At 72.2% G+C, this 24,111-nt stretch carries 25 protein-coding genes; 11 read left to right on the top strand and 14 right to left on the bottom strand.

Annotated elements, in window-relative coordinates; translation table 11 throughout:
* Nucleotides 1–70: 70 nt before the first annotated feature.
* The 5 genes from L2K70_RS16560 to L2K70_RS16540 all read left to right on the top strand — a co-directional run bounded on the left by L2K70_RS16560 (nt 71) and on the right by L2K70_RS16540 (nt 4,811).
* Entirely contained in the window at nt 71–415 is a 345-nt protein-coding gene (locus tag L2K70_RS16560; protein WP_236403729.1) for a twin-arginine translocase TatA/TatE family subunit, read from the top strand.
* Nucleotides 412–714, top strand: coding sequence for a twin-arginine translocase TatA/TatE family subunit (gene tatA, locus L2K70_RS21430; RefSeq protein ID WP_303645869.1), 303 nt, complete (start codon nt 412–414; stop codon nt 712–714). The genes L2K70_RS16560 and tatA overlap by 4 nt, the downstream gene beginning before the upstream one ends.
* Nucleotides 715–727: 13 nt before the next feature.
* Complete coding sequence (tatC, locus tag L2K70_RS16550; protein ID WP_236403724.1) at nt 728–1,570, top strand: twin-arginine translocase subunit TatC; 843 nt, start codon at nt 728–730, stop codon at nt 1,568–1,570.
* Nucleotides 1,571–1,685: 115 nt separating this feature from the next.
* Complete coding sequence (locus tag L2K70_RS16545; RefSeq protein WP_236404680.1) at nt 1,686–2,867, top strand: Nramp family divalent metal transporter; 1,182 nt, start codon at nt 1,686–1,688, stop codon at nt 2,865–2,867.
* Nucleotides 2,868–2,984: 117 nt separating this feature from the next.
* A complete protein-coding gene (locus L2K70_RS16540) occupies nt 2,985–4,811 on the top strand; it encodes a bifunctional metallophosphatase/5'-nucleotidase (protein ID WP_236403721.1) in 1,827 nt (608 codons plus the stop codon).
* A 43-nt stretch (nt 4,812–4,854) separates the two neighbouring features.
* On the opposite strand, the gene ctlX is transcribed toward L2K70_RS16540, so the two are convergent.
* The 5 genes from ctlX to L2K70_RS16515 form a co-directional block, all read right to left on the bottom strand.
* A complete protein-coding gene (ctlX, locus tag L2K70_RS16535; protein WP_236403717.1) occupies nt 4,855–5,886 on the bottom strand; it encodes a citrulline utilization hydrolase CtlX in 1,032 nt (343 codons plus the stop codon).
* On the bottom strand, nt 5,883–6,977 hold the full coding sequence (locus L2K70_RS16530; RefSeq protein ID WP_236403715.1) for a threonine aldolase family protein: 1,095 nt from the start codon (nt 6,975–6,977) through the stop codon (nt 5,883–5,885). Before L2K70_RS16530 ends, ctlX begins: the two co-directional genes overlap by 4 nt.
* Before the next feature lie 19 nt (nt 6,978–6,996).
* Nucleotides 6,997–7,200, bottom strand: a complete 204-nt coding sequence (locus tag L2K70_RS16525) for a hypothetical protein (RefSeq protein WP_236403711.1) — start codon at nt 7,198–7,200, stop codon at nt 6,997–6,999.
* Between the two features lie 19 nt (nt 7,201–7,219).
* Entirely contained in the window at nt 7,220–7,942 is a 723-nt protein-coding gene (locus tag L2K70_RS16520; RefSeq protein ID WP_236403708.1) for a thermonuclease family protein, read from the bottom strand.
* A gap of 206 nt (nt 7,943–8,148) precedes the next feature.
* The gene (locus tag L2K70_RS16515) at nt 8,149–8,673 is read right to left on the bottom strand and encodes a 2'-5' RNA ligase family protein (RefSeq protein ID WP_236403704.1); all 525 of its coding nucleotides are present in this window, start codon (nt 8,671–8,673) and stop codon (nt 8,149–8,151) included.
* A gap of 30 nt (nt 8,674–8,703) precedes the next feature.
* On the opposite strand from L2K70_RS16515, the gene cobT reads away from it, so the two are divergent.
* Together cobT and L2K70_RS16505 are read left to right on the top strand one after the other, a co-directional pair.
* Nucleotides 8,704–9,741 (top strand): nicotinate-nucleotide--dimethylbenzimidazole phosphoribosyltransferase, encoded by a 1,038-nt coding sequence (cobT, locus tag L2K70_RS16510; protein WP_236403703.1) that lies wholly within the window; start codon nt 8,704–8,706, stop codon nt 9,739–9,741.
* 7 nt (nt 9,742–9,748) lie between these two features.
* Entirely contained in the window at nt 9,749–10,513 is a 765-nt protein-coding gene (locus L2K70_RS16505) for an adenosylcobinamide-GDP ribazoletransferase (protein WP_236403702.1), read from the top strand.
* 82 nt (nt 10,514–10,595) lie between these two features.
* Here the strand turns inward: L2K70_RS16505 and L2K70_RS16500 are convergent, their stop codons facing one another.
* The gene (locus tag L2K70_RS16500) at nt 10,596–11,423 is read right to left on the bottom strand and encodes an SDR family NAD(P)-dependent oxidoreductase (RefSeq protein WP_236403700.1); all 828 of its coding nucleotides are present in this window, start codon (nt 11,421–11,423) and stop codon (nt 10,596–10,598) included.
* Nucleotides 11,424–11,505: 82 nt separating this feature from the next.
* Between L2K70_RS16500 and L2K70_RS16495 the strand changes: the two genes are divergently transcribed.
* The 3 genes from L2K70_RS16495 to L2K70_RS16485 all read left to right on the top strand — a co-directional run bounded on the left by L2K70_RS16495 (nt 11,506) and on the right by L2K70_RS16485 (nt 13,635).
* Complete coding sequence (locus tag L2K70_RS16495) at nt 11,506–12,033, top strand: bifunctional adenosylcobinamide kinase/adenosylcobinamide-phosphate guanylyltransferase (protein WP_236403694.1); 528 nt, start codon at nt 11,506–11,508, stop codon at nt 12,031–12,033.
* A gap of 13 nt (nt 12,034–12,046) precedes the next feature.
* On the top strand, nt 12,047–12,772 hold the full coding sequence (locus L2K70_RS16490) for an HpcH/HpaI aldolase family protein (RefSeq protein ID WP_236403692.1): 726 nt from the start codon (nt 12,047–12,049) through the stop codon (nt 12,770–12,772).
* Between the two features lie 65 nt (nt 12,773–12,837).
* The gene (locus tag L2K70_RS16485; protein ID WP_236403688.1) at nt 12,838–13,635 is read left to right on the top strand and encodes a DUF6461 domain-containing protein; all 798 of its coding nucleotides are present in this window, start codon (nt 12,838–12,840) and stop codon (nt 13,633–13,635) included.
* 121 nt (nt 13,636–13,756) lie between these two features.
* Here the strand turns inward: L2K70_RS16485 and L2K70_RS16480 are convergent, their stop codons facing one another.
* A complete protein-coding gene (locus tag L2K70_RS16480) occupies nt 13,757–15,019 on the bottom strand; it encodes an HNH endonuclease signature motif containing protein (protein ID WP_236403686.1) in 1,263 nt (420 codons plus the stop codon).
* 120 nt (nt 15,020–15,139) lie between these two features.
* Between L2K70_RS16480 and L2K70_RS16475 the strand changes: the two genes are divergently transcribed.
* Complete coding sequence (locus tag L2K70_RS16475) at nt 15,140–15,670, top strand: P-loop nucleotide/nucleoside kinase family protein (RefSeq protein WP_236403683.1); 531 nt, start codon at nt 15,140–15,142, stop codon at nt 15,668–15,670.
* Between the two features lie 7 nt (nt 15,671–15,677).
* Here L2K70_RS16475 and L2K70_RS16470 read toward each other — a convergent pair whose 3' ends face one another.
* The 7 genes from L2K70_RS16470 to L2K70_RS16440 are packed head-to-tail and all read right to left on the bottom strand — an operon-like array spanning nt 15,678 to nt 24,109.
* The gene (locus tag L2K70_RS16470) at nt 15,678–16,676 is read right to left on the bottom strand and encodes a hypothetical protein (protein WP_236403680.1); all 999 of its coding nucleotides are present in this window, start codon (nt 16,674–16,676) and stop codon (nt 15,678–15,680) included.
* A 40-nt stretch (nt 16,677–16,716) separates the two neighbouring features.
* Nucleotides 16,717–18,270, bottom strand: coding sequence for an adenylate/guanylate cyclase domain-containing protein (locus L2K70_RS16465; RefSeq protein WP_236403677.1), 1,554 nt, complete (start codon nt 18,268–18,270; stop codon nt 16,717–16,719).
* Nucleotides 18,271–18,299: 29 nt separating this feature from the next.
* Nucleotides 18,300–18,866, bottom strand: coding sequence for a TerD family protein (locus tag L2K70_RS16460; RefSeq protein ID WP_236403675.1), 567 nt, complete (start codon nt 18,864–18,866; stop codon nt 18,300–18,302).
* A 51-nt stretch (nt 18,867–18,917) separates the two neighbouring features.
* Nucleotides 18,918–19,652 (bottom strand): hypothetical protein, encoded by a 735-nt coding sequence (locus L2K70_RS16455; protein ID WP_236403666.1) that lies wholly within the window; start codon nt 19,650–19,652, stop codon nt 18,918–18,920.
* A gap of 26 nt (nt 19,653–19,678) precedes the next feature.
* Entirely contained in the window at nt 19,679–20,326 is a 648-nt protein-coding gene (locus L2K70_RS16450) for a SatD family protein (protein WP_236403664.1), read from the bottom strand.
* A gap of 43 nt (nt 20,327–20,369) precedes the next feature.
* Complete coding sequence (locus L2K70_RS16445; protein WP_236403661.1) at nt 20,370–23,345, bottom strand: bifunctional [glutamine synthetase] adenylyltransferase/[glutamine synthetase]-adenylyl-L-tyrosine phosphorylase; 2,976 nt, start codon at nt 23,343–23,345, stop codon at nt 20,370–20,372.
* Nucleotides 23,342–24,109 carry a type 1 glutamine amidotransferase gene (locus L2K70_RS16440; RefSeq protein ID WP_236403659.1) on the bottom strand — a complete coding sequence of 256 codons (768 nt, stop codon included), beginning with the start codon at nt 24,107–24,109 and terminating at the stop codon, nt 23,342–23,344. Before L2K70_RS16440 ends, L2K70_RS16445 begins: the two co-directional genes overlap by 4 nt.
* Nucleotides 24,110–24,111: the final 2 nt, after the last annotated feature.

The following is a 24,111-nucleotide window of genomic DNA, read 5'->3' as shown; positions in this document are numbered from 1 at the left end:
GTCCGGACGCCGCCCCCGTGGCGTCCGGACCACCCCGGAGCACGACCTGACTCCTCGAGAGGAGACACCCATGTTCGGAATCGGACTCCCCGAGCTCGCCGTCATCGCCTTCTTCGGCGTCGTGCTCATGGGCCCGGACAAGCTCCCCGGGCTGGCCAGGCAGCTGGCCCAGGGCATCAGGGCCGCCAAGCGCATGGGCGACTCCGTGCGCGACGACCTGCGTACCTCGCTCGGAGACGACTACGCCGACCTCGAGCTGCGCGACCTCAACCCGCGCGAGATGGTCCGCCGCCAGGTCGCAGAGATCCTCGCCGAGCGCGACGAGGACGACCGCGACGACGACCGTGACGAGGACCGCGACGACGTCATCTCCCGCACCACCACTGCACCATCATCCGAGAGGAAGACAGCATGACTTCCACCATCACTCCCCTGCTCGTCGGCGGACTGGGCGGCATGGAGCTGCTCATCGTCCTGGCCGTCCTGGTCCTGCTCTTCGGGGCCTCCAAGCTGCCGGAGCTCGCCCGCGGCTCCGGTCAGGCGCTGCGCATCTTCAAGGCCGAGACCAAGGGCCTCATGGACGACAAGCACGGCGACAAGCACGGCGACAAGGCCGATGACACGACCACGGTCGAGGCCGCGCCGCTGACCCAGGCGGTGTCCGAGCCGGTCGTCGTCGAGACCTCGCGCGAGCACGACGCGCACCGCGGCTGACGGGAGCCCACCGATGTCGATCGCCACTGCTGTCAACGTGCTGCGGATCGCTCCCAGCCGACCGGGCTCCACGCCCGGCAGCATGTCGCTGGCCGACCACCTCCGTGAGGCGAGGGCCCGGCTCATCCGCTGCGCCCTCGTCCTCGTGGCGGCGTTCTTCGTGGCGCTGCCGTTCTACGACCAGCTGCTCGCGCTGGTCCTGGGCCCCTACAACCAGGCCCAGACCCTCATCGGCGCCGACACGGTCAGCACGGCGTACGTCGCCGGCGCGACCGGTCCGCTGATGCTCAACCTCAAGCTGTGCGGCACCGCGGCGCTCGTCGCGGCCAGCCCGTACTGGCTGTGGCAGGCGTGGTCCTTCGTGGTGCCCGGCCTGCTGGAGCGCGAGAAGCGCTGGTCGAAGGTCTTCGCCGCCGTGGCCGGCCCACTGTTCATCGCCGGCGTCGCCCTCGGCTACTACGTGCTCCCCAAGGGCCTCGGGGTGCTCATCGGCTTCACCCCCGCCGGCATGGAGAACCTGGTCGAGTTCGGCGACTACTTCTCCTTCTTCAGCAGGATGCTGCTGGTCTTCGGCCTCGCCGTGGAGATCCCCTTCTTCCTCGTGCTGCTCAACCTCGCCGGTGTCGTCACCGGCGCGCAGCTCGGCAGGCACCGCTCCGTCATCCTGATGGCCGCCGTCATCTTCGCGGCGGTCGCGACACCCTCCACCGACCCGTTCTCGATGCTGATGCTCGCCATCCCGATGATGGTGCTGTTCATCCTCGCCGAGGTCGTCACGCGGGCCATCGACCGGCGCCGCGCGAGCCGTGCGCTCGCCCACGTCGCCCCATCCGTCGTCGACCGGACCGAGGACTGACATGTTCCAGACCAGGCGCTACGCAGCCCCGCCCGTGCGTCGTACGACGTCCGCTGCCGCGGCGGTGCTCGACCGGCCGACGCCGGCCGTCGGGATCCGCGGGCGGCTCGGCCGGATGTGGCCGCTGCTCGGCCCGGCCTTCGTCACCGCGGTGGCCTACGTCGACCCCGGCAACTTCGCGACCAACATCGCGGCCGGGTCGGCCTACGGCTACCTCCTGGTGTGGGTGGTCGTCGTCAGCAACATCATGGCGATGCTCATCCAGTACCTCTCCGCCAAGGCCGGCGTCGCCACCGGCATGAGCCTCCCGGCACTGTGCCGCGCCCACCTGCCCCGCCCCGTCGTGCGGGGGCTCTGGGGCCAGGCCGAGCTGGTCGCCATCGCCACCGACCTCGCCGAGGTCGTCGGCGGCGCGCTCGCGCTCAAGCTGCTCTTCGACCTCCCCCTGCTGGTCGGCGGCACGATCACCGCGCTCGTCGCCTTCGCGCTGCTCGCGGTCAAGGGCGCCGGGCACCGGCACTTCGAGACCGTCATCATCGGCCTGCTCGGCGTCATCCTCTTCGGCTTCGTCTACGACGTCGCGATCAGCGGGGTCGACTCGATGGCCGTCCTCGACGGCACCCTGCCGCGCTTCGCCGGGATGGACAGCGTGATGCTCGCCGCGGGCATGCTCGGCGCGACGGTCATGCCGCACGCCATCTACCTCCACAGCGGGCTGACGTCCGAGCGGCTCCACGCCCGCACCGATGCGGAGCGGCGCACGGTCATGCGTGGCCAGCGCATCGACGTCATCGTCGCGATGACGATCGCCGGCCTGATGAACCTCTCGCTGCTGCTGGTGGCCGCCTCCGCGCTGTCCGGCCAGGGCATTGACACCATCGAGGGCGCTCACGTCGGGCTCGGCGAGAGCCTCGGGAAGGGCGCCGCGCTGCTGTTCGCGCTCGGCCTGCTGGCCTCGGGATTCGCGTCGAGCAGCGTCGGCACGCTCGCCGGCCAGGTGGTCATGGAGGGCTTCATCCGCCGCCGGATACCGCTGGTAGCCCGCCGCCTCGTGACCCTCGCCCCGGCCGTCGTCATCCTCGCCCTGGGCATCGACCCGACGAAGGCACTGGTGGCCTCCCAGGTCGTCCTGTCGTTCGGGATCCCGTTCGCCCTGGTGCCGCTCGTGTGGTTCACCGCGCGCCGCGACGTGATGGGCTCGCTCGTCAACCGGCGCCTCACCACCGTCGCCGGCGCGCTGGCGGCGAGCGCGATCATCGCGCTCAACGTGGTGCTCCTGGTGCAGCTGGCCCGCTAGACCGACGCGAGGTCCGCGCGAGGTTGACCCGGGGCGTCGTCGTGTAGGTAGATGGACCGGCTCCGGCCGACCGGATGCCCTCGGAACCCTCGGAACCTCTCGGAAAGTGGTCATCGCATGCCCTCGCAGCCCCATCCCTCGCGCCGTACGGTCCTCACCGGCGCAGCAGCCCTGACTGCGGCCGGGTTCGTCGCCCAGCCGTTGCCGGCCCTCGCGAAGCCGGGTCGGCAGACCCGGCTCACCGTCCTCGGCACGACCGACCTGCACGGCAACGTCCTCAACTGGGACTACTTCAAGAACGTGGAGTACGACGACTCCACGCACAACGACATCGGTCTCGCCAAGGCCGCCACCCTGATCAAGGCGCACCGCGCGAAGCACCCCGACCAGCCGATCCTCACCCTCGACGCCGGCGACACCATCCAGGGCACCCCGCTCGCCTACTACTACGCGCGCATCGACCCCATCACCGGCGGCTCGGTCCACCCGATGGCCAACGCCATGAACCTCGTCGGCTACGACGCCGCCGCGCTCGGCAACCACGAGTTCAACTACGGCCTCGACACCCTGCGCACCTTCGAGTCGCAGCTGAACTTCCCGCTGCTCGGCGCCAACGCCGTCGACGCCGCCACCGGCCGGCCGGTCTTCCCGCCTTACGTGATCAAGCGCTTCAAGGTGCACGGCGCACCCGACCTCACGGTCGGCGTGCTCGGCCTCACCAACCCCGGGATCGCGATCTGGGACAAGGCCAACGTCGAGGGCAGGCTCGAGTTCCCCGGGCTCGTCGAGCAGGCGAGGAAGTACGTCCCCGAGCTCAAGAGGCGCGGCTGCGACGTGGTCGTCGTCAGCGCGCACAGCGGCATGGACGGCACCTCGTCCTACGGCGACGCACTCCCCTACGTCGAGAACGCCTCGACGCTGGTCGCCGAGCAGGTGCCGGGCATCGACGCCATCCTCGTCGGGCACGCCCACAAGGACCTCGTCGCGAAGCCGACCAACACGACGACCGGCCAGGAGGTCCTCCTCGTCGAGCCGCTCTACTGGGGCATGCGGGTCGCGGTGATGGACCTCGACCTCGAGCTCGAGCGCGGTCGCTGGAAGGTCGTGGAGAGGTCAGGCCAGCTGCTCGACTCCAACACGGTCGCCGGCGACGCCGCCGTGCTGGCCGCCGTGCAGGAGCAGCACGACACGGTGGTCTCCTACGTCAACTCCCCCATCGGCACCTCGACGACTGCACTGTCCGCGGCGCGGGCCGTGGTGGAGGACGTCCCGATCATCGACTTCGTCCAGCTCGTGCAGGCCGACGCGGTCAAGGCCGGTCTCACCGGGGCCGACGCGGCCCTGCCGGTGCTGTCCATCGCCGCGCCGTTCAACCGGTCCGCCTCGTTCCCGGCCGGCCAGGTGTCGGTGCGCGACGTCGCCGGCCTCTACATCTACGACAACACGCTGCTCGGCGTGAAGGTCACCGGCGCCCAGGTGAAGGACTACCTCGAGTACTCCGTCCGGTACTTCAAGCAGGTGTCCGGCACCGGTCCGTTCACCCTCGCGGACCTCACCAACGCCACTGCTCCGCCCCCGCCCGGCCAGACCGTCGGTGCGACCATCCCGGACTACAACTTCGACTCGGTCGCCGGCCTCGACGCCCCGCTGACGTACGACATCGACGTCTCGCAGCCGGTCGGCTCGCGCATCGTCGGTCTCGCCTACGACGGCGTACCCGTCGCGGCCGGGCAGGAGTTCGCGATGGCGGTCAACAACTACCGCCAGTCCGGCGGCGGCGGCTTCCCGCACGTCAAGACCGCCCCCGTGGTCTACAACCGGCAGAACGAGATCCGCCAGCTCATCATCGACTGGGTGACCGCCCACGGTGTCATCGACCCGGCGCAGTTCGCCTCCGTCGCCTGGCGCCTGGTCTCCGGCGGCCAGCCGATCACCATCAGCTGAGCGTCAGGGGCGCCGTCCCGCGTGCACGACGCGGGACGGCGCCTCAGACGTAGTCCTTCGCGACGTACCGGCCGTCGGGGGTGACCGGGTTGTCCTCGTTGATGGCGACGACGTTCTCGCCCGGCTCCGGCAGCTGCTCGGGCCGGTGGTCGAGGTGCACGCCCGCGATCATGCAGCGCACCGAGCCGCCGGCGAGCTCGATCGTCGGGATGTCGACGGCGACGATCTCGCACGACTCCTCGATCGCGGCGACCTGGTCGGGCCGCAGCGACGCCTTGGCCCGGGCCGACATGGCCATCACGTAGCGGCGCCTGCCCTCCGGCGTACGGCCGCAGAGCTCGACGGCGTTGCCGGCGAACTCCCGGATCTGGTGCTCTGTCAGCTCGACGACCGTGCGACCCGTGACCGCGAGGCGCTCGCGCACCTGCTCACGACGGTCCTGGTCGGGGATCATCTCGAGGGCGATCATCGCGACGTCCGTGCCGACGCAGGCGATCACGTTGGTGTGGTAGACCGGCACTCCGTCCGAGTCGATGGCGTCGAAGGCCATCGGCTCGTAGTTGAAGTCGGTGCAGAAGCGCTCGAGCACGGCGACGTCGGCGCGGTGGCTGCGGGCCGTGTAGGCCACCCGCGACACGTGGTCGAGCACCATCGCGCCGGTGCCCTCGAGGAAGATGCCGTCCGGCTCGAGGCCGGAGTAGTCGACGATCGCCTGCACGCGGTACTCCGACTTGAGCATCTCGAGCACGTCGTGGCGGCGCTCGTGGCGGCGGTTGGAGGCGTACATCGGGTAGACCGCGACCGTGCCGCCGGCGTGGGTCGAGAGCCAGTTGTTGGGGAACACGCTGTCGGGGCGCGTGTGGTCGTCGTCCTCGAACACGTGGACCCGTACGCCGACCGCGCGGAGGGCCGCCGCGAGGGCGTCCATCTCGGCCAGCGCCTTGGCCGACGTCGCCTCGTCGGACTGGCCGGCGGGGACGTCGCGCTGGAACGCGTTGTCCGCGGCGGTGGCGGGGTTGGGGACGAAGCTGGTCGCGCGGACGAGGATGACTGCGGAGGGGGCCTGTGCACTCACGGGAGGACGATAGCGAGTGCCTCGGCCATCATCCCGGCCACCTCGGCAGGGTCCTTGCCGACCGCCGAGTCGTAGCAGGTCAGCTCGGTGACGACCCACCCCGGCACGTCGGCCGGGCTCCAGAGCCCGCACGGCACGACCTTGCGCTGCTCGGTGAACGACACCACCCGCTCGTTGACCTCGTCGGGCGTGCCCTCGGCGTAGGCCAGGAAGGTCGCGATGTGCGGCACCTCCGGGAAGGTGCGGATCCCGTGCTCGTGGAGCGCGGCCGCGAGGTCGATCGCCCACTGGCGGTAGTCGCCGAACCGCGTGAGCTGCTCGTCGAGGCCCTTCAGCCCGCCGACCGCCGCGGTCGTCATCGAGAAGATCGTGCCGCCCATCCGCTGGCGCCACGACCGCAGCTCGCCGGCCAGGTCCTCGGGGCACACCACGAGCGCACCGCTCGAGCCGCCGAGACCCTTGTAGAGCGAGACGTACACCGAGTCGAACAGGTCGGCCGCCTCGGCCAGCTCCCTGCCCCAGTGGGGCACCGACTCCCAGATCCGGGCGCCGTCGGCGTGGAGCGGCACCCCGCGCTCGCGGGCGGCGGCGGACAGCTCGAGGAGCTCGTCCCACGTGGGGAGCAGGCAGCCGGCGTCGCGCAGCGGCAGCTCGACCATGGCGGCGCCGAGGCGGCCGCCGACCTTCGCCAGGGCGGCCGCGGTCGGGACCTCGCGGCCGGTGGTGAGGTGCTCCAGCTCGAGACCGAGGACCCGTCGGGGCCCGTCCTGCTCGTGGTGGAGCAGGTGCGAGAGGTCGGGCAGCGCCACCCGGCGCGAGCCGCTGCGGTCGCACCACGCGCGCAGCGCCGCCTGTTGGGCCATCACGCCGCTCGGGAACATCACTGCGGTGGGCTTGCCGAGCAGCTCGGCGACGCGGCCCTCGAGCTCGGCGACCGGCCCGCCGTCGCCGTACCGGTCCCACGTGGTCCCGTGCTCCCCCGCGTAGGCCGCGAGGTCGCGGAACATCTCCGCCGGCGACGACTGCGGTCGCCAGAAGACGACCTCCGCGTCGGCCGACGCGGCCCGGAAGCGGTCGCGCAGCTCGTCCATCGGATCGTCAGGCCGGGGCTCAGGCCTGGCGCTTGAACCAGTACGTCGTCTCGACGCCGGGGATCACCTGCACCAGCTCCCAGCCGTTGACCGAGAGCGACGTCAGCAGGTCCTCCCACGACTCGGTGTCGGCGACGAGCGCCTCCGGGTCGGCGTTGTAGCCCCCGACCTCCACGTTGCCCTGGTCGTCGACGGTGATCTCGAGGTGTGCCCATGCAGCCATGCATCGATCCTGCCACGGCTCACCGCCAGCAGCGCCCCCAGGACCCCCGGTCGGCCCGCATCGCCCGCCGCTCGGCGCGCTGGTAGGCGCCGACCCGGTCGAACGGGTCCCGCCGGTAGACGTACACCTGCGCCAACCCGGCGCTGACCTGTGCCTTGCCGACGTCCTTCCCGCTGCGCTGCACGTAGCGCAGGAGCCGGCCGTACCTGTCCCGGTCGCCCTGGCTCGGGTCGGACACGATCACCACGCTCGACCCCACGGGTGCCAGCCGTCGCATCGCCCGAGTGGCCTGGGGACCCCCGCACTCCCGGCGTGAGTAGATCTCCGGGGTGTCGATCCCGAGGAGCCGGACGTACTCCTCCGTCCCGTCCGGCATGAGCACCCGCAGCGTGTCGCCGTCGCTGACCCGGACGACCACCACCCGGTCGCGCGGCGTCGGCCCGCTGGTGCCGGAGCCGTCGGGGTCGACCGCCGGTGTCGGAGAGGGCGTCGGCGTCGGCGTCGCGGTCCCGACGAGGGGCACGATGCTGGTCGAGCACGGGCAGGGGTTGCCCTCGCACGCGACCCCGTCGCCGTCGGCGTCGAGCAGGTGCGGATCGCCGGGACCGGCCGCGACGAAGAACGCCTGCGCCTCCGACTGCGTGGCGAAGTCACCGCAGTCCATGTCGGCCGCGGACGCCGACGGCACGACCAGCAGTGAGGTGGAGACGAGCGCGACGAGCAGCAGGACGAGGCGGTGCATGCGGCAAGGGTCGCTCAATCGTGCGGCCTCCACCCCGTGATTCGAGCAATCCCTTCGGTCGTCGAGGTGCGAGCGATCCCTTCGGTGGTCGAGGTGCGAGCAATCCCTTCGGTCGTCGAGGTGCGAGCAATCCCTTCGGTGGTTGAGGTGCGAGCACTCCCTTCGGTGGTTGAGGTGCGAGCGGAGCGAGCCTCGAAACCATCCACCTATCCGCCCAGCGCCCACTCCTGCATCACGTGGCAGCTCCCCGACTCCCACCACGCGAGCTGCAGCCGGTCGAGCACCACGTCCACCGGTACGACGTCCCGCAGCAGCGCGGCGGTCGACGCGAGCGTGACGATGTCGGAGGCGGCGTCGACGGTGAGGTGCGGCCTGACGTCGTCGCCGAAAGCACCGCCGTACGGCGGGTGCGCGGGGAACGCCGCGACCAGTCGACGCGTCAGGTCACGCAGCTCGTCGGCCGGGTCCGGGACGAGGTGGATGATCCCGTCGGGGAACTGGTCGAGCCGGGCCAGCCGCGTCCGCACCGGCCCGGTCGACCTCGCGATCGCAGCGACGGTCCGCAGCGTCGCCGGCGACGGGTCCGGGTCGAACGGCCCCAGCGCCGTGACGTGCGCGTGCCCGAAACGCGGGTCGTCCGAGACGAAGCCCGTGTCGTAGTGGGCCGTCCTCGCCCGCACCCACTCCTCGAGCGCGGGCACCGGCAGCTGGAGGAAGGAGTGACCGGGCACGGGTGCAGCCTGCCCTAGGCTGGCGCGGCCATGGACCGCACCCCGATCGCCCCGCCCTCGCCCACCGTCCTCGCCGCCGCGCGGGAACGGCTCGCGGGCCTCGCCACTCCCCCGGGCGCGCTGGGACGGGTCGGCGAGCTGGGTGCCTGGCTGGCCGCTGCGCAGGGCGTGGTATGTCCCGAGCGGCTCACCGACGTACGCCTCGTGGTGCTCGCCGGCGACCACGGCGTCGCCGCGCACGGCGTCTCGGCGTACCCGCCCGCCGTCACCGAGGCGATGGTCCGGACGATCGTCGCCGGACACGCGGGCGTCTCGGCGCTCGCGCGCGAGCACGGGGTGTCGGTCACCGTCCTCGACGTGGCCGTCGACGCCGACCTCGCCGACCTGCCGTCGGAGGTGACCGCCCGCAAGGTGCGCCGCGGCTCGGGCGCCATCCACCTCACCGACGCCCTCACCTCGGCCGAGAGCGCGCAGTCGCTGGCGCTCGGGGCCCAGGTGGCCGGGGAGCTGGTCGACGACGGAGCCCAGCTGCTGATGACCGGTGACCTCGGGATCGGCAACACGACGCCGGCCGCCGCGCTCGTCGCCGCCTCCCTCGGACTGCCTGCGGACGAGGTGACTGGACGCGGGACCGGGGTCGACGACGAGGGCTGGACCCGCAAGCGCGACGTCGTCGCTCGGGCGCTGGCACGCGCCGGTGACCGTGTCGCCGACCCCGTCGACCTGCTCACCGCCCTCGGCAGCGCCGACCTGGCCGCCACCGTCGGCTTCCTCGTCGAGGCGTCGCGCCGTGGCACCCCCGTGGTCCTCGACGGCCTGATGTCGGTCGCGTGCGCCGTCGTCGCCGAGGCGATGGCGCCCGGAGCGTCCGCGTGGTGGGTCGCCGGCCACCGCTCCACCGAGCCCGCCCAGACCCATGCGCTGAAGTCGCTCGGCCTCGACCCGCTCCTCGACCTGGGCATGCGCCTCGGCGAGGGCTCGGGTGCCGTCGCCGCGCTCCCCCTGCTCCGCTCGGGCATCGCGGTGATGCGCGACGTGGCGCTGCTCAGCGAGATCCTGCCCCAGTGAGGGTGTCGTGATCCTGCGCGACGCCTGGGTCCTCGCGACCGGCACCCTCACAGCCGTACCGGTGCGGCCCCCCTCACGCGTCGACCGCCCCGTGGCCGGACTGGCGATGGCCCTCGCACCGGTCGCGGTGCTGCCGCTGGCCGTCGCCGCAGCGACGCTCGCGCTGCTGGGTCAGTGGCTCGGCGTCGCCCCGCTCGTGACGGCGTACGTCGTCCTGCTGGCGCTCGCGCTCGGCACCCGGGCCTTCCACTGGGACGGTCTCGCGGACACCGCCGACGGCCTGACCGCGTCCTACTCCCCCGAGCGCTCGCTCGAGGTGATGCGCACGGGACCCGTCGGCCCCGCCGGAGTCGTCGCCGTAGTCCTGGTCGCCGGGCTCCAGGCCGCCTCCCTCGCGTCGGTCGTCCGGCACGACCACGGCTGGCTCGCCGTCGGGCTCCTCGTCTGCGCCTCCCGCACGTGCCTGGCCCTGGCGTGCGTCCGCGGTGTCCCCGCGGCCCGGGCCGACGGCCTCGGCGCCACCCACATCGGCTCCGTGCCGGTCGTCGGGGCGCTTCTCTCCCTCGCCCTCGCGATCGTGCTCGTCGCGCTGGCCGGCTTCATCCTCGGCGCGGTGTGGCCCGCGCTGGCCGGCCTCGTCCTCGTGCTCGCGGCCCTCCTGGCCCTGGTCCTCCGCTGCGCCCGCCGCCTCGGCGGCATCACCGGCGACGTCCTCGGCGCCGCCGTCGAGATCTCCTTCGCCCTTCTCCTCCTCGGCGCCTCCATCTCCTAGCTGGTCGACAGCCCGTTTCTCTTCCGGTGGTCGAGTAGCCCGCGAGGAACGAGCGAGGCGTATCGAGACCCAGCCCGAGCCCTCAGTCCCCCGAGCCCGGCTCCGCCATCTGCCGGTGCATCGCGGCCTTGAGCTTGTCGGGCATCGCCTTGCCCGCGGCCTCCTGGACCTTGGTCTTGATCCCGCCGCCGACCAGCCGCGACTTCCCCGCCATCAACGCGTCGTAGCCCTGCCGCGCGACCTGCGCCGGGTCGTCCTTCTTCGACGTACCGACCTTGGTGTCGTCGGCCATGTCGGCGCGCTCGAAGAAGTCGGTCTCCGTCGGTCCGGGCATCAGCGACGTCAGCGTCACCCCGGTGTCCTTGAGCTCGTTCTGGAGCGCCTCGGTGAACGACTGCAAGAAGGACTTCGAGGCGTTGTAGACCGCCTGGAAGGACCCCGGCATGGTCGAGGCGATGGACGAGGTGACGAGGACCCGGCCCTCGTCGCGCGCCACCATGTCGCGCAGCACGAGCTTCGCCAGCCGTACGGTCGAGATGATGTTGAGGTCGATGATGGACAGCTCGTCCTCGAGGTCGTTGTCCACGAACGCGCCGCCCTGGCCGTGGCCCGCGTTGAGCGCGATCGCGGCCAGCGGCCGGCCGTCGGCCTTGATCGCGGCGTAGAGCTCCTCGACACCGTCGGGGCGGCGCAGGTCGACCTGGATCGGCGTCACGGCACCGGCGCTCTCGGCGCGCAGGACGGCGGCCGCGACGGCGATCTCCGCGTCCTCGGCCGCGACGATGACGTCGAAGTGGTGGTCGACGAACTGTCTGGCCAGCTCGAGCCCGATGCCGCTCGAGGCTCCGGTGACCACCGCCAGCTGACGGTCGCGGGTCGTCCCGGTCGTGGAGGTCGTGTCATGCGTCATGGCGTTCCGTACCCCTGCGATCTCGTCCGATTCGTCGACGTGATCGCCTGTCAGGCCGGTCCTGCCTGACAGGATGCGTTTCATGCGGATCCTGGTCACCGGCGGCGTACGGTCCGGCAAGTCCACCCACGCCGAGGCACTCGTCGGCGACGAGCCCGCCACGTACGTCGCGCCCGGGCCGACGCCGGACGCCGAGGCCGACCCCGACTGGGCCGCCCGGATCGACGCGCACCTCGCCCGCCGACCTCGCTCGTGGTCGACGCTGGAGTCCCGCGACGTCGCCGCCGCGGTCCGTGGTGCCGACCGCCCCGTCCTCGTCGACTGCCTCGGCACCTGGTTGACCGCGCTGGTCGACGACGCCGGTGCCTGGGAGCAGGACAGCGACACCGTGCACGAGATGGTGGTCGCGCGCACGGACGAGGTGGTCGACGCCCTCCGCTCCTGCGAGCACGACGTCGTGGTCGTCACCAACGAGGTCGGCCTCGGCATCGTCCCCGAACATCGCTCCGGCCGCCTGTTCCGCGACCTGCTGGGGATCGTCAACCAACGAGTCGGCGCGGCCTGCGACGAGGTGCACCTCGTCGTCGCCGGCCGCGTGCTCCGGCTCTGAGAGGACCCGATTGATGACCGACCTCCGTCAGTGCTGGGCCGACGGCACCGCCACCCACGGCCTCTGGAGCCTGCTGCCCGGAGCAGTGACCGCCGAGCTGCTCGCCCGCACCGGGGCCGACTACGTCGTCGTCGACCTCCAGCACGGCGCCGCCTCCGAGGCGGACCTGCCCGGCGTGGCCGCGGCGATCCGGTCGGCGGGCGCCGTCCCGCTCGTACGCACCCGCAGCCCGCTGTTCCCCGACGTCGGACGTCCCCTCGACCTGGGCGCCCACGGCGTCATCGTGCCCAACATCAGCGACGCCGAGCACGCCCGCGAGGTGATCGCGGCGGCCCGCTACGCCCCCGACGGGGGTCGGTCGATCGGCCGGCTCTCCGGCGGCTCCGACGAACCCCTCGTGATCCTGATGGTCGAGACAGCGACCGCGCTCGACGACCTGGACGCCCTCCTCGCCCTTAACGGCCTCGACGGGATCTACGTCGGTCCCGGCGACCTCTCGCTGTCCCTCGGGCTCAGCGCGCCTGACCGCAGGGACGACCTCCGGGCCGTCCTGTCGTCGATCATCGCCCGAGCGGTCGCCGCCGGCGTACCGGTCGGGGTGCACGCCTACAGCGGCGAGGACGCCCGCTCGTACGCCGACGAGGGCGCCACCATCGTCACCGTCGCCGTCGACACGGTGTCGCTGACCGATGCCACCACCCGCCACCTGGACGTCGGGCGGGCTCACCGCAGCAGCTGACCCGACCTCGCGTCGTCGCCCCAGGCCCTCTTCCACCAGTCCGGGGAGTGGACGAGACTGAGGGCATGCGTCCAGGGGGACGGCGCGCGTACGCCGTGGTGCTGATGGTCGGTGTGCTGGGCGCGCCTGGGTGCGGCGTACAGGACTCCCCCGAGGTCGCGCAGGAGCCGACCCCGTCGGAGGCGACCACCACGATCTCCAAGGCGCCTGCGAAACGGCCCCCGCTCGACCGGACCGAGCTGGACGCCCATCTCGCTGCGCTGTCCTCGGACGACCGGGCGCTCGTCGACCACTACCTCGAAGTCGAGCGAGACGAGAACCTCGGCGAGGGCACCTGGGTCGTCACCGCTCCGCTGACGGTGGAGGAGGCGAAGCGGCGACTGCTGGGGCTTGACGCGCGGCCCATGTCTGCAGCCGAGAGGGAGAGGATGGGGTTCGAGAAGTCTGCATACACCTTCGTCCAGGTCGGCGACGGCGTGGTGGCCTACGAGGACACCGGCTTCGCGGACCCGCCCAAGCGTCTCCTGGCTGCACTGTCCGAGGACGGTGCAGTCAGCGCCGTTGCCACGGACAACATCGAGGCGATGACCCGCTTTGGCTACGCACGCGACGGCAAGGTCGTCTACGACAACTACGAGTACGCCTTCGAGGACGACCTCGACGACATCCCCCTCGAGGTCCGCGACCTCGCCAGGCTCGCGCGGGTCGATCCGAAGGGGCCGATGGTCGAGACCGCCAGCTGGTCCGCGGTCGCCCTGGCCATGAGCGAGAAGGTCACCGGAGTCCGTGCCGTGCGTCCGGGATGGGAGACCGGCGACTGGTACGTCGTGCCGGTGCCGTGGGGCGTGTCGGAGGATTACTGAACGAGCCCGGTGACCGCCGCACCGCACCGACTCTCACGAAATCACCCGTACCTTTGGTCCGACAGGACGACAACGGACTCGCGATCGACAGTTCAGTCCCTCGTGCTTTCGACAGAGCTCCTCACGTCCGCCTGGTGAAGAGCACCTGTCCGTGCTTGTCGAGACCGTGCTGGAACGCCGGGTCGTGGACGAGCCGGTGGTGCTTCGGACACAGCAACCGGCCGTTCTCGACGCTCGTGCGACCACCGCGCGCCCACGCGTCGTCGTGGTGGGCGTGGCAGAACGCCGGCGGCGCATCACAACCGGCCGCGGTGCAGCCGCCATCGCGCACACCCATCGCGACCCGTTGCGCCTCGGAGTGGAACCGCCGCCTCCGGCCGACGTCCAGCACCACCGACGGCCCGCCCAGCACCACCGGGACGATCCCCGCCCGGCACGCGATCCGACGCGCCTCACCCGCACTGATCCGCCCACCCGTGTCGAGTGATGCTGCCTTCAGACCACCCGTCAAGGTGTCGAGGTCCATCGTGACCACCACCGTCGCCGGCAACCCACCCGCGGACGGCACCGACTCGACCGGGCGGGACTCGATGTAGTCCACGAACGCCAGACCCATCCGACGCTTCGTCGCGCCCCGTTCGGGAGGCGCCGTGCTCGCGGCATCGCTGCCCGGGTCGCGGCGGAACCGGCTCGGGAACGCGATCGCCAGCAGGTGCTTGCGCAGCACCTCGCCGTGCAGCGTCGGGATGCTGAACCGGCCGTGGGACTGCCCGTGCCCGTCGTCGACCATCGTGAACGACGCCCGCGCCCGCGCGTCGGCCTCCTCCGCCTCCAGCCGGCGTGCTTCCTCAGCATCCGCGGCGACCGGATCGACCACCTCCAGCACCCGCCGCCCCAGCACCCCCAACGCCTTCGCGTCGTGCTCGACGGCTTTCGCCAACAAGAAGGACGTGGCCGCCTCCGGCACCCCCGACTCCACGGTCGACGGCAGTGCGTCGAGCGCATCCACGATCACCCGCGCCTGGTCCGTCCGCACCGAGCCCGCCGCGAGCGCACCAGCCACGTCGTCGTACCGCTCCAGCGCAGACGCAAGCGACGACGTGCGGTTCGCCTCCGCCCGTGTCGTACGCGTCTCCCGAGACCACCATGCCGACGTCGACAGACCCGCCTCGGCACCCGTCCCCGCTGCTGTCGCCTGTCCCAGGACCCGCACCAGCAACGCGTCCAGCTGCGACCGCGCCCGCGTCAGCAGCACCAGCGCATCACCCGCATCCGACGCCGACATCGACCACACCGGCACCCCCGCCACCTCACCCAACAACGCACACAGCTCACGCGCCACCGCGGTGACCCGGTGCTCCTGGGAGAGTGGGAGTGCTGACATGCCTCCACCCTCGAGACCGCCACCGACAGCACAGCAACGACCACACGAAGCCTGTGGAGAACGCACCAGAGCACGGTTCTGTGGACGGTTGGTGGCCATGAACGGTGGCAGGCTGGCCACATGCGCGCGTTCGTCCTGGTCGGCGGCTGGCCGGGATCGGGCAAGACCACGCTGGCCGGCGACCTCGCGACCGAGCTCGATCTCCCGCTGCTGTCCAAGGACGAGGTCAAGGAGGCTCTGATGGACGCCCTCGGCGCGCCGGCGAGCGTCAAGGAGTCGCGAGAACTGGGAAGGGCTGCGGTGTTCGCCCTGCTACGTGCCGCCCGAGGCTGCCCCGGCGCCGTCATCGACAGCACGTGGTTCGACTACTCCGAGCCGCTCGCGCGGGCGCTCCCGGGTCCCGTCATCGAGGTCAGGTGTCGCGTGCCGGTCGACGTCGCGCGAACCCGCTACCGGGCGCGACGGAGGGATCCGCGCCACCTCGACGACGAGAGGGACGAGCTCGAGCTCTGGGGTGACGAGGTGGCACCCCTCGACATGGGTCCACTGATCGAGGTCGACACCACCGAACCAGTCGACCTACGCGCTCTGGCCGCCCGCATCCGCGACGAGATCGGCCGTCGCTCAAGCCTGACGGAGGACTGTCAGTGATGCGTCCTCACGGGCTGCACGCCGGCTCCACCCACTCGGAGATGGCCGAGGTGTCGAAGCGCACCAGGTGCGGCGTCATCGGCCGTCCCTTCTCCTGGTAGAGCCGCGAGCCCGACTCGCTGACGACCCACAGCCGGTCCGGCCCGGTCAGCGCCATCCCCTCCGCGCCGGGGACGAACGCACGACTGCGGCCGTCCGGCCCGACCAGCACGCCGCAGGACGTGTTCGACCGGGCGAGCCACAACCCCGGACCGATGCCGCCGAGCTCGCCCCAGAGCGCACCCTGTGTGTCCGGCGGGATCCGCACGGCGTCGACGGCGTCGTCCTCGTCCAGCACGTACGACGACGAGGCGAGCAGCGCCTCGACGTCGTACCACCACAGCCGGGCGGGGTTCTCCGCCCGGAACCGGCCCAGCCCGAGCCGGCCGTCGTCGTCGAGCACGGCGAACGACCCGCGCACCGGCTCCGTGAGCGCCCATCCGCGCAGCGGCTCGAGCGTCGCCCGGTCGAGCAGCCACAGCCGTTGTGTCTCGGCGAGCCACACGCCGTGCTCGTCGGCCACGACACCGCCGCCGTGGCGGCACTCGGTCGGCTGCCGCGGTCCGACCTGCCCGCGCACCGGGTAGCGCGTCCGCATCACGTCACCAGAGGCGAGGTCCATCGACTGCATCGTGCACAGCCGGTGGCGGCCCATCTGCGTCCCGTCGAACCCCGCTACGTAGGCGACCCCGTTCGCGATCGTCATGCCCTGCGGCACCAGCCACCCGTCGGCCCCCGGCACCCAACGCCCAGCGCACATGTGCTGCGCGTTGAGGAAGTACGTCAGACGGTCGGGGCCGTAGGTCGGACGCGCACCACGCACGTCGTCGTACGTCACCGGGCCGCAGCCACCCAGCGACCTCAGCTGGTGCTCGTACGGCGCCGCGCTGAGGCAGCCGGAGACGAGCACCGACGCGAGGAGCGCCGCCAGCGCCGCCAGCGCCGCGATGCTCCTGACCCCCGTCACGGCTCGCACGCTACGCGCACCCGAGCTAGACCCCCACGGTTCACGGCCGCGGGACGGCGAACTCCGTCTCTCCGCCGCGCCCGCGCAGGGTGACCGAGCCGTGGTCGACCCAGCGCTCCGCCTCCTCGGTGTCGGCCGCCTCGACGCTGGCGCGGGAGGCCAGGACGCGGCCGTCCTCCTTCTTGGCGAGGTCGGTGAGGCGGGACGCGGAGTTCACGGCGTCGCCGATGACGGTGTACTCGAAGCGCTCTTCGTGACCGACGTTGCCGGCGACGACCTCACCGGTCGCGACGCCGACCCCGGCGGAGAGCTCGGGCACGTCGGACGCGAGACGTGAGGCGATCGCTCGCGCGGCACCGAGCGCGCGACCGGCGTGGTCGTCGACGGGGACGGGAGCACCGAAGACCGCGAGCACGGCGTCGCCCATGAACTTGTTGACCAGGCCGCCGCGTCGGTCGACCTCCTCGACGATGACCGCGAAGAACCGGTTGAGCACCCAGACGACCTCGGCCGGGTCGTGCTCGGTGGCGTACGTCGTCGAGCCCTCGAGGTCGACGAAGAGGACGCTCGCCGTCCGGGACTCCCCTCCCAGCTCGACCTCCCCCGCCGTCTCGGCGGCCCGCTGGGCCACCTCGCGACCGACGTGGCGGCCGAAGAGGTCGCGCAGCTGCTCGCGCTCGCGAAGCCCGGTCGCCATCCGGTTGAAGCCGACCTGCAGCAGCCCCACCTCGGTCCCGTCGAACACCACGACCTCGCGGTCGAGGCGGCCGCGCTCGACGTCGAGCAGCGCGTCGCGCACGGCGAGGACCGGGTCGACGACCGCCCCGGCCGAGAGGACCGTGACGAGCAGACCGAAGACCAGCACCACGGCCCCCACGACGATGGTCGTGACGCCCAGGCGGGTGACGGTCACCGAGTCGTCGACCAGCGCGACCACCCCGGCAACCATCAGGGCGACGACCGGCGCGGCGGTGCCGACGACCCAGAAGATGACCGAGCGCGCCTTGACCCCGACCAGGCTGGGACGACGGCTGAGCTCGGCGCCGGCCAGCGCACGCGCGGCCAGCGGGCGCAGCGCGAAGTCGGAGAGCAGGAAGGCGATGCCGGACACCACGATCGATGCCGTGCCGACCGTCAGCCCGACCCCGAGCGCGCGCTCCGGCTGCAGGATCGACGCCAGCACCGTGAAGAGGACGGTCGCCGTCGCCCACAGCGCGAACTGCAGGACGGTCAGCCGCACCGGGACCCGCAGCGTCCGTCGTACGGCGCGCGCGTCCGGCGGCTCGTCGTCGTACTGCCACCGGAGTGCGCGCAGCGACGACGCGGTGCCGATCCAGGTCCCGAGCAGGATCGCGACGGCCACGTAGACCGGGACGGCCACCGCCGTCGCGACGATCATTTGGTTGCTGGCGGGCGGTAGTGGAAGCACGACGGTGGCGATGACCACCACGACTGCGGCGCCGACGAGGTTCGTGGCGAGCAACAGGCCGGTCAGCAGCAGCTGCACCCGGATCCGCACCGCGCGGGGCGACTGGCCGGGGCGCCCCAAAACCCAGGAGCCGTACGGCGCCCGGGTCCGCCAGCGTCGAGCCATGGCCGGAGCGTAGTGGCAACGCCGCGGGCTCAGACGAAGGGCAGCAGCGCGTCGATCGAGTCCGTCGGCGTCTTCAGCGCGACACCGGTGCCGATGGCCGTGAGCGTCCAGTCGTCCCCGGCGCGGGAGAGCTTCGCCATCACCAGGCCCGTCTCCCGTACGCCGAGGGTGATGGTCACGCGCGCGAGCTCGGTGCCGTCGTCGTCGACCAGGCGGCAGTAGGCGTTGCGGATGTACTCCAGGGAGTGCCCCTGGTAGCTGGTGATCAGGAACAGGATCGTGTCGACTTTGGCGTAGACCTTTCCGAGGTCGACCGTGATCACCTCGTCGTCGCCGGTCCCCTTGCCGGTCGTGTTGTCACCGAGGTGCACCACCGAGCCATCGCGGGTGGCCAGGTTGTTGAAGAAGGCGATGTCGAAGAACTGTCCGCCGGCGAACTGCACGGCCGATGCGTCAAGGTCGATGGGCGGCGCCCCGCTGCCGATGAACCCCGCGGTCGGGTTGTGGTCCCACCCGACGGCCATCTGTAGCCGGCTCAGGGGCCGTCCCTCGACGGCGGAGAGGGCGAGCTCCTGTCCCTCGGTCAGGTCGATCACGGGCCGCTCCCTCCGGTGGACTGCTCGTCGTCGAAGGTACAGGTGGGGCGATCACACGAGCAGCACGAAGGACCCGAGCGCGACCAGCCAGGACACGAAGGACCCGAGCAGGAAGTACTCGGTCATCTCGTGGACGGTCTGCTGCTCGTGGCGAGAGGAGAGCTCGGGGAAGCGGAGCAGGCCCTTGGCGGCGACGACGATGGAGGCGGCCGTCACCTGGCCGCCCATCGCGAGGGCGAGGATGAAGACCCGCTCCAGCGGGCCGAGCAGGCGACCGCCCTTGAGCTGGGTGGGTGGCATCCCGCCGTCCTTGCGCGGGTTGATGGTGCCGGTCGACTTGAGCACCAGCCGGACCAGCACGTTGCCGGTCGAGAGCTGCAGCAGGAAGGCCCCCAGGAGCAGCAGGAACCGGTCGGCCGAGACTCCGTCGAGCGCGGGCAGCGGGCCCGAGCCGAGCCAGTGACCGATGGGTCCGTCCGCCGGTGGTGCGAGCACCGAGCACGCGATGGCGACCACCAGGGCGCTCGAGAAGAGCCCGAGCGGCGCCCACGCGGCGTTCTGGGCGGGATGCCCGAACCCCCAGGTCACCGCGAACCCCCACGCGAGCACCACCACCGCGATCACCGCCAGAGCGACCAGGTCGCGGCCGGAGGTGAGGTCGGCGAGCATCCCCAGGACCAGCACGCTGAGGGCGCCGACCATCTGCGGCAGCACCTTGACCTTGCGCACGGAGTGCACGAGGTCGGTCACGGCGAGGCCGACCAGCAGGATCCCGAGCCAGCTCAACGCCTCCCCCTCTCCTGCCCTCTCGACTACAGCTCTCGTAGCAGCTCGTCCGACGCGAGCACGACGCCCAGTCCCTCGGCGCGGATCCGCTGGGAGACCGCCGACGCACTGATGCCGAGCTCGTCGGCGATGTCCTGCTGCCGACGTCCCCTCATCAGACCATCCAGCACCGACATCCCCCGTTCCGACAGGCCGGACACGATCTGGTCCCGCGTCATCAGGGCCGCGTTGACCAGCGCGGGCGGCGGCCCGGCCTCGCCGTCCGCGACGACGTACGCCGTCCGCACCGCGCGCAGCGGGGCCTTGCGCTCGTAGGCCTTGGCGGCGTCGATGGCCGCCCTGGCCGCCCACCAGCCCGGCCCGTCCTCGACCCGCGGCTCCTCCGAGAGCACCTGCACCCGGCCCAGGCCGATCCCCTGGCGCACGTCCACGTCCGGGAGCAGCGCCATCCGCAGCCGCAGCGAGGCCGCGACGGCGTCGCCCAGGGTCGCGAAGATGCCCTGGAACTCGTCCCCGAGCCCGATCGTCAGCGGCACGACGGGGGCGTACGCGGCGTTGACCGCGTCGATCCCCTTCTCGAACCGGGCATGGACGGCCGCGCGGTCCACGCTGCGGCGCGATCCCACCAGGTCACCGATGATGGTGACTGAAGTGAGAGCCTTCAGTTCGTCCATATGAAGAGCATACCTTATCTCGAGCGAGATGAAGCAAGGAGATTCATTCCCAGAACACCCGTTCGACCACCGCGTGGGCCCGGCGCGTGGTCCTCAGGTAGTCGTTGACCATCTGGTCCGACGACCCCTGCGGGTAGCCGAGCACACGCGCGACCGCCGCCCGCTCCTGGGCGTCACGCGGCAGCTGGTCGGCCGGCTTCCCGCGCACGAGCGTGACCGCGTTGCGCACCCGCGACACGAGCCGCCACGCCTCGGCGAGCGTCTCGGCGTCCTCGGCGGAGATCAGGGACGCCTCCGCCGCGGCGGAGAGGGCCGGCAGCGTCTGCGGCGTGCGCAGCCCGGGCACGGACCCCGCGTGCTGCATCTGCAGCAGCTGGACCGTCCACTCGACGTCGGCCAGTCCCCCGCGTCCGAGCTTGAGGTGGGTCTGCCGGTCGGCGCCGCGCGGCAGCCTCTCGTTGTCGACGCGGGCCTTGATCCGACGCACCTCGACCACGTCGTCCCGCGAGATCCCCGTCGCCGGGAAGCGCAGCGGGTCGATGAGCTCGGTGAACCGCGCCCGCAGGCCGGCATCGCCGGCGACGGGGTCGGCACGCAGCAGCGCCTGGAACTCCCACACGTGCGACCACTTCTCGTAGTACGCCGCGTAGGACTCGACCGTGCGCACCATCGGGCCGTTCTTGCCCTCGGGCCGGAGGTCCGGGTCGACCTCCAGCGGCGGGTCGCTGGCCGGCAACGACAGCAGGCGGCGTACCTCCGCGACCACCGCGGTGGCGAACGACGACGCGGCCTGCGCCTCGGCACCCTCGACCGCCTCGAAGACGAACATCACGTCCGCGTCCGACCCGTACGACAGCTCGAATCCGCCGTAGCGACCCATCGCGATCACGGCGAGCCGGGCGGGATCGGACTCCAGCCCGCGCGACGTGCGGACGGCGTAGGACGCGATGTCGAGCGCGGCCTGCAGCGTCGCGTCGGTCAGCCGGCTCAGCCCCTGCCCGACGAGCGCCACGTCGGTCCCGGCCACCAGGTCGCCGCAGGCGATCCGCAGCAGCTCGCGACGTCGTACACCGCGCACCGCCACGATGGCCGCCTCGGCCGTCTCGGCCCGCTCGGTCAGCGCCTTCATCTCGGCGAGCGCGGCCTCGGCGCTCAGCGGGACGAGCGACTCCCCGAGCATCTTCACGCCCTGCGGCTCGCGCTCGAGCAGGTCGGTGGCGTAGCGCGAGGTGCCGAGGACGTGGGCCAGGCGCTGCGCGACCTCGCCCTCGTCGCGCAGCATCGTGAGGTACCACGGTGTGCGGCCGAGGCTCTCGCTGATCCGCCGGAAGCCGAAGAGCCCGGCGTCCGGGTCGGGCGAGTCGGCGAACCACTCCAGCAGGACCGGCAGCAGCGTGCGCTGGATGTCGGAGGTGCGCGAGACCCCGCTCGTCAGCACCTCGAGGTGGCGCAGTGCCGCCTTCGGGTCGGCGTACCCGAGCGCCGCGAGCCGCGCCTCCGCGGCCTCGAGCGAGAGCCGCGCCTCCGGCCCCGGCAGCTTCGCGACAGCACCGAGCAGCGGGCGGTAGAAGAGCTTCTCGTGGAGGCGGCGGACCTCGCGGCGGTGGTACCTCCACTGCTTGTCGAGCTGCACGGCCGGCTCGGAGTAGAGCCCGAGCGACCGGCCCAGCCGTCTCAGCGACGCCTCGTCGGCGGGCAGCACGTGCGTACGACGCAGCTGGTGCAGCTGGACGCGGTGCTCGAGCGTGCGGAGGAAGGAGTAGGCCTCGTGGAGCTTCTCGCCGTCCTCGCGGCCGACGTAGCCGCCGTCGATCAGCGCCGCGAGGGCGCTCAGGGTGGCGCCCGACCGCAAGGACGCATCGGCCCGCCCGTGCACGAGCTGCAGCAGCTGGACCGCGAACTCGACGTCGCGCAGCCCGCCGGAGCCGAGCTTGATCTGGCGATCCGCCTCGGCGGCCGGGATGTTGTCGACGACGCGGCGCCGCATCGCCTGGACGTCGCCGACGAAGCCGTCGCGCTCGGCGGCGCTCCACACGAGCGGCTCGATCATCTCGACGTAGGCGCGACCGAGGGCGAGGTCGCCGGCAACGGGCCGGGCCTTGAGCAGCGCCTGGAACTCCCAGGTCTTGGCCCACTTCTCGTAGTAGCCCTGGTGGCTCGCGAGCGTGCGGGTCAGCGGCCCCTGGCTACCCTCGGGCCGCAGGTTGGCGTCGACCGGCCAGATCGTGCCCTCGCGGGTGTGGTCGGAGCAGATGCGCATCAGGTGCGAGGCCAGCTGGGTCGCGGCCCGCAGCGCCGCGCCGTCCTCCGCTCCGTCGGCGGCCTCGTGCACGAAGATCACGTCGACGTCGGAGACGTAGTTGAGCTCGTGGCCACCGCACTTGCCCATCGCGATCACCGCGAGCCGGGCGGCGTCGTACGACTCGACGCGGGCGCGGGCGACCGCCAACGCGGCCTCGAGGGTGGCGGCGGCGAGGTCGGAGATCTCGGCGGCGGCGTCGTCGACCCCGACGTGGTGGGCGAGGTCGCGGGCGGCCAGGCGCAGCAGGATCCGGCGGTACTCCACCCGCAGCGCGTCCACCGCCTCCGCGTCGGGCTTGCCGGCGACCGGGACCGCAGACGCGGGGTCGGCGCCGACCGCGGCGAGCATCGCCTCGCGGACGGCGTAGGCCGCCGCGCGGGTGCTGCCGAGCGTCGGGTCGGTCAGCTCGCGCCAGTGCTCGGGGTGCCGGGCGAGGTGCTGGGTCAGCGCCGCGCTCGCGCCGAGCACCGAGCACAACCGCATCGCCGTGCCCTCGTCGTCGGCGAGCTCGGCGAGCATCGCGGCGCCGGCTCCGTCGGAGATGGAGTCCAGGGCGTCGACCACCCGCAGCAGCCCCTCCAGCGCGGCGTCGGGGTCGGCGGCCGCGGCGAGCTTGTCGGTCAGCGGACGCGCGGCCGCACCGAGCCGCTCGATGCCGGCAGCAGCGCTCGTCCCGTCGACGAACCCGGCCCTGACCAGCTGGCCGCTCGACGTCACGACCGCTCCCCCGAGGCCGCGATCTCCGCGAACCGCTGCACCAGCGGTCGCCACTGCGACTCCAGGTCGTGCGCCGCTTCCTTGATCTCCGCCAGCACGGCGTGCTCGTCGAGGCCGAGCGCGACCAGGTCGTCGCGGTCCTCTGCCGCCCAGCCGGTGACGACGTCGGCGTCGACCTCGGGGTGCGCCTGGACGCCCCAGGCCACAGGTGCGAAACGGGCGACCTGCACCTCGCCGCCGGGCGTGCGCGCGATGACGACGCCGTCGTCGGGGAGGGACACCACGACGTCGTTGTTCCAGTGGATCGCCCGCTCGTCGCCGGTCCGCGCCCCGAACACCCGGTCGGACGAGGCCTCGGCGCTCCAGCCCACCGGCTGCAGGCCGACCGTCTGGCCGCGCGGGTTCCGCACGACCTCGCCACCGAGCGCCACCGCCAGCACCTGGTGGCCCAGGCAGATCCCCAGCACCGGGACGGAGGCCGCGACCGCGTCGCGGAGCATGGCCTTGAGCGCGGGCAGCCACGGCGCCCGGTCGTCGTCGTACGCCCCCATGTCGCCGCCCATCACGAGCACGGCGTCGTACGACGTCACGGCGGGCAGGTCGTCACCGGCGTAGGGCCGGCACACCGACAGCGTGCAGCCGGCCTCCTCCAGCCACCGGCCCACGAGGTGCGGTGGGCACGACGCCTGGTGCTCGACGACGAGGACGCGGGTCACGGCGCGGGTCACGACGCGGGTCACGGCGCGGGTCACGGCGCGGGTCACGA

The organism is Nocardioides potassii (assembly GCF_021648885.1).
GTDB lineage: Bacteria > Actinomycetota > Actinomycetes > Propionibacteriales > Nocardioidaceae > Nocardioides > Nocardioides potassii.
Note: the sequence above shows the minus strand (reverse complement) of the source record. Positions and strands in the feature narration are given on the sequence as shown.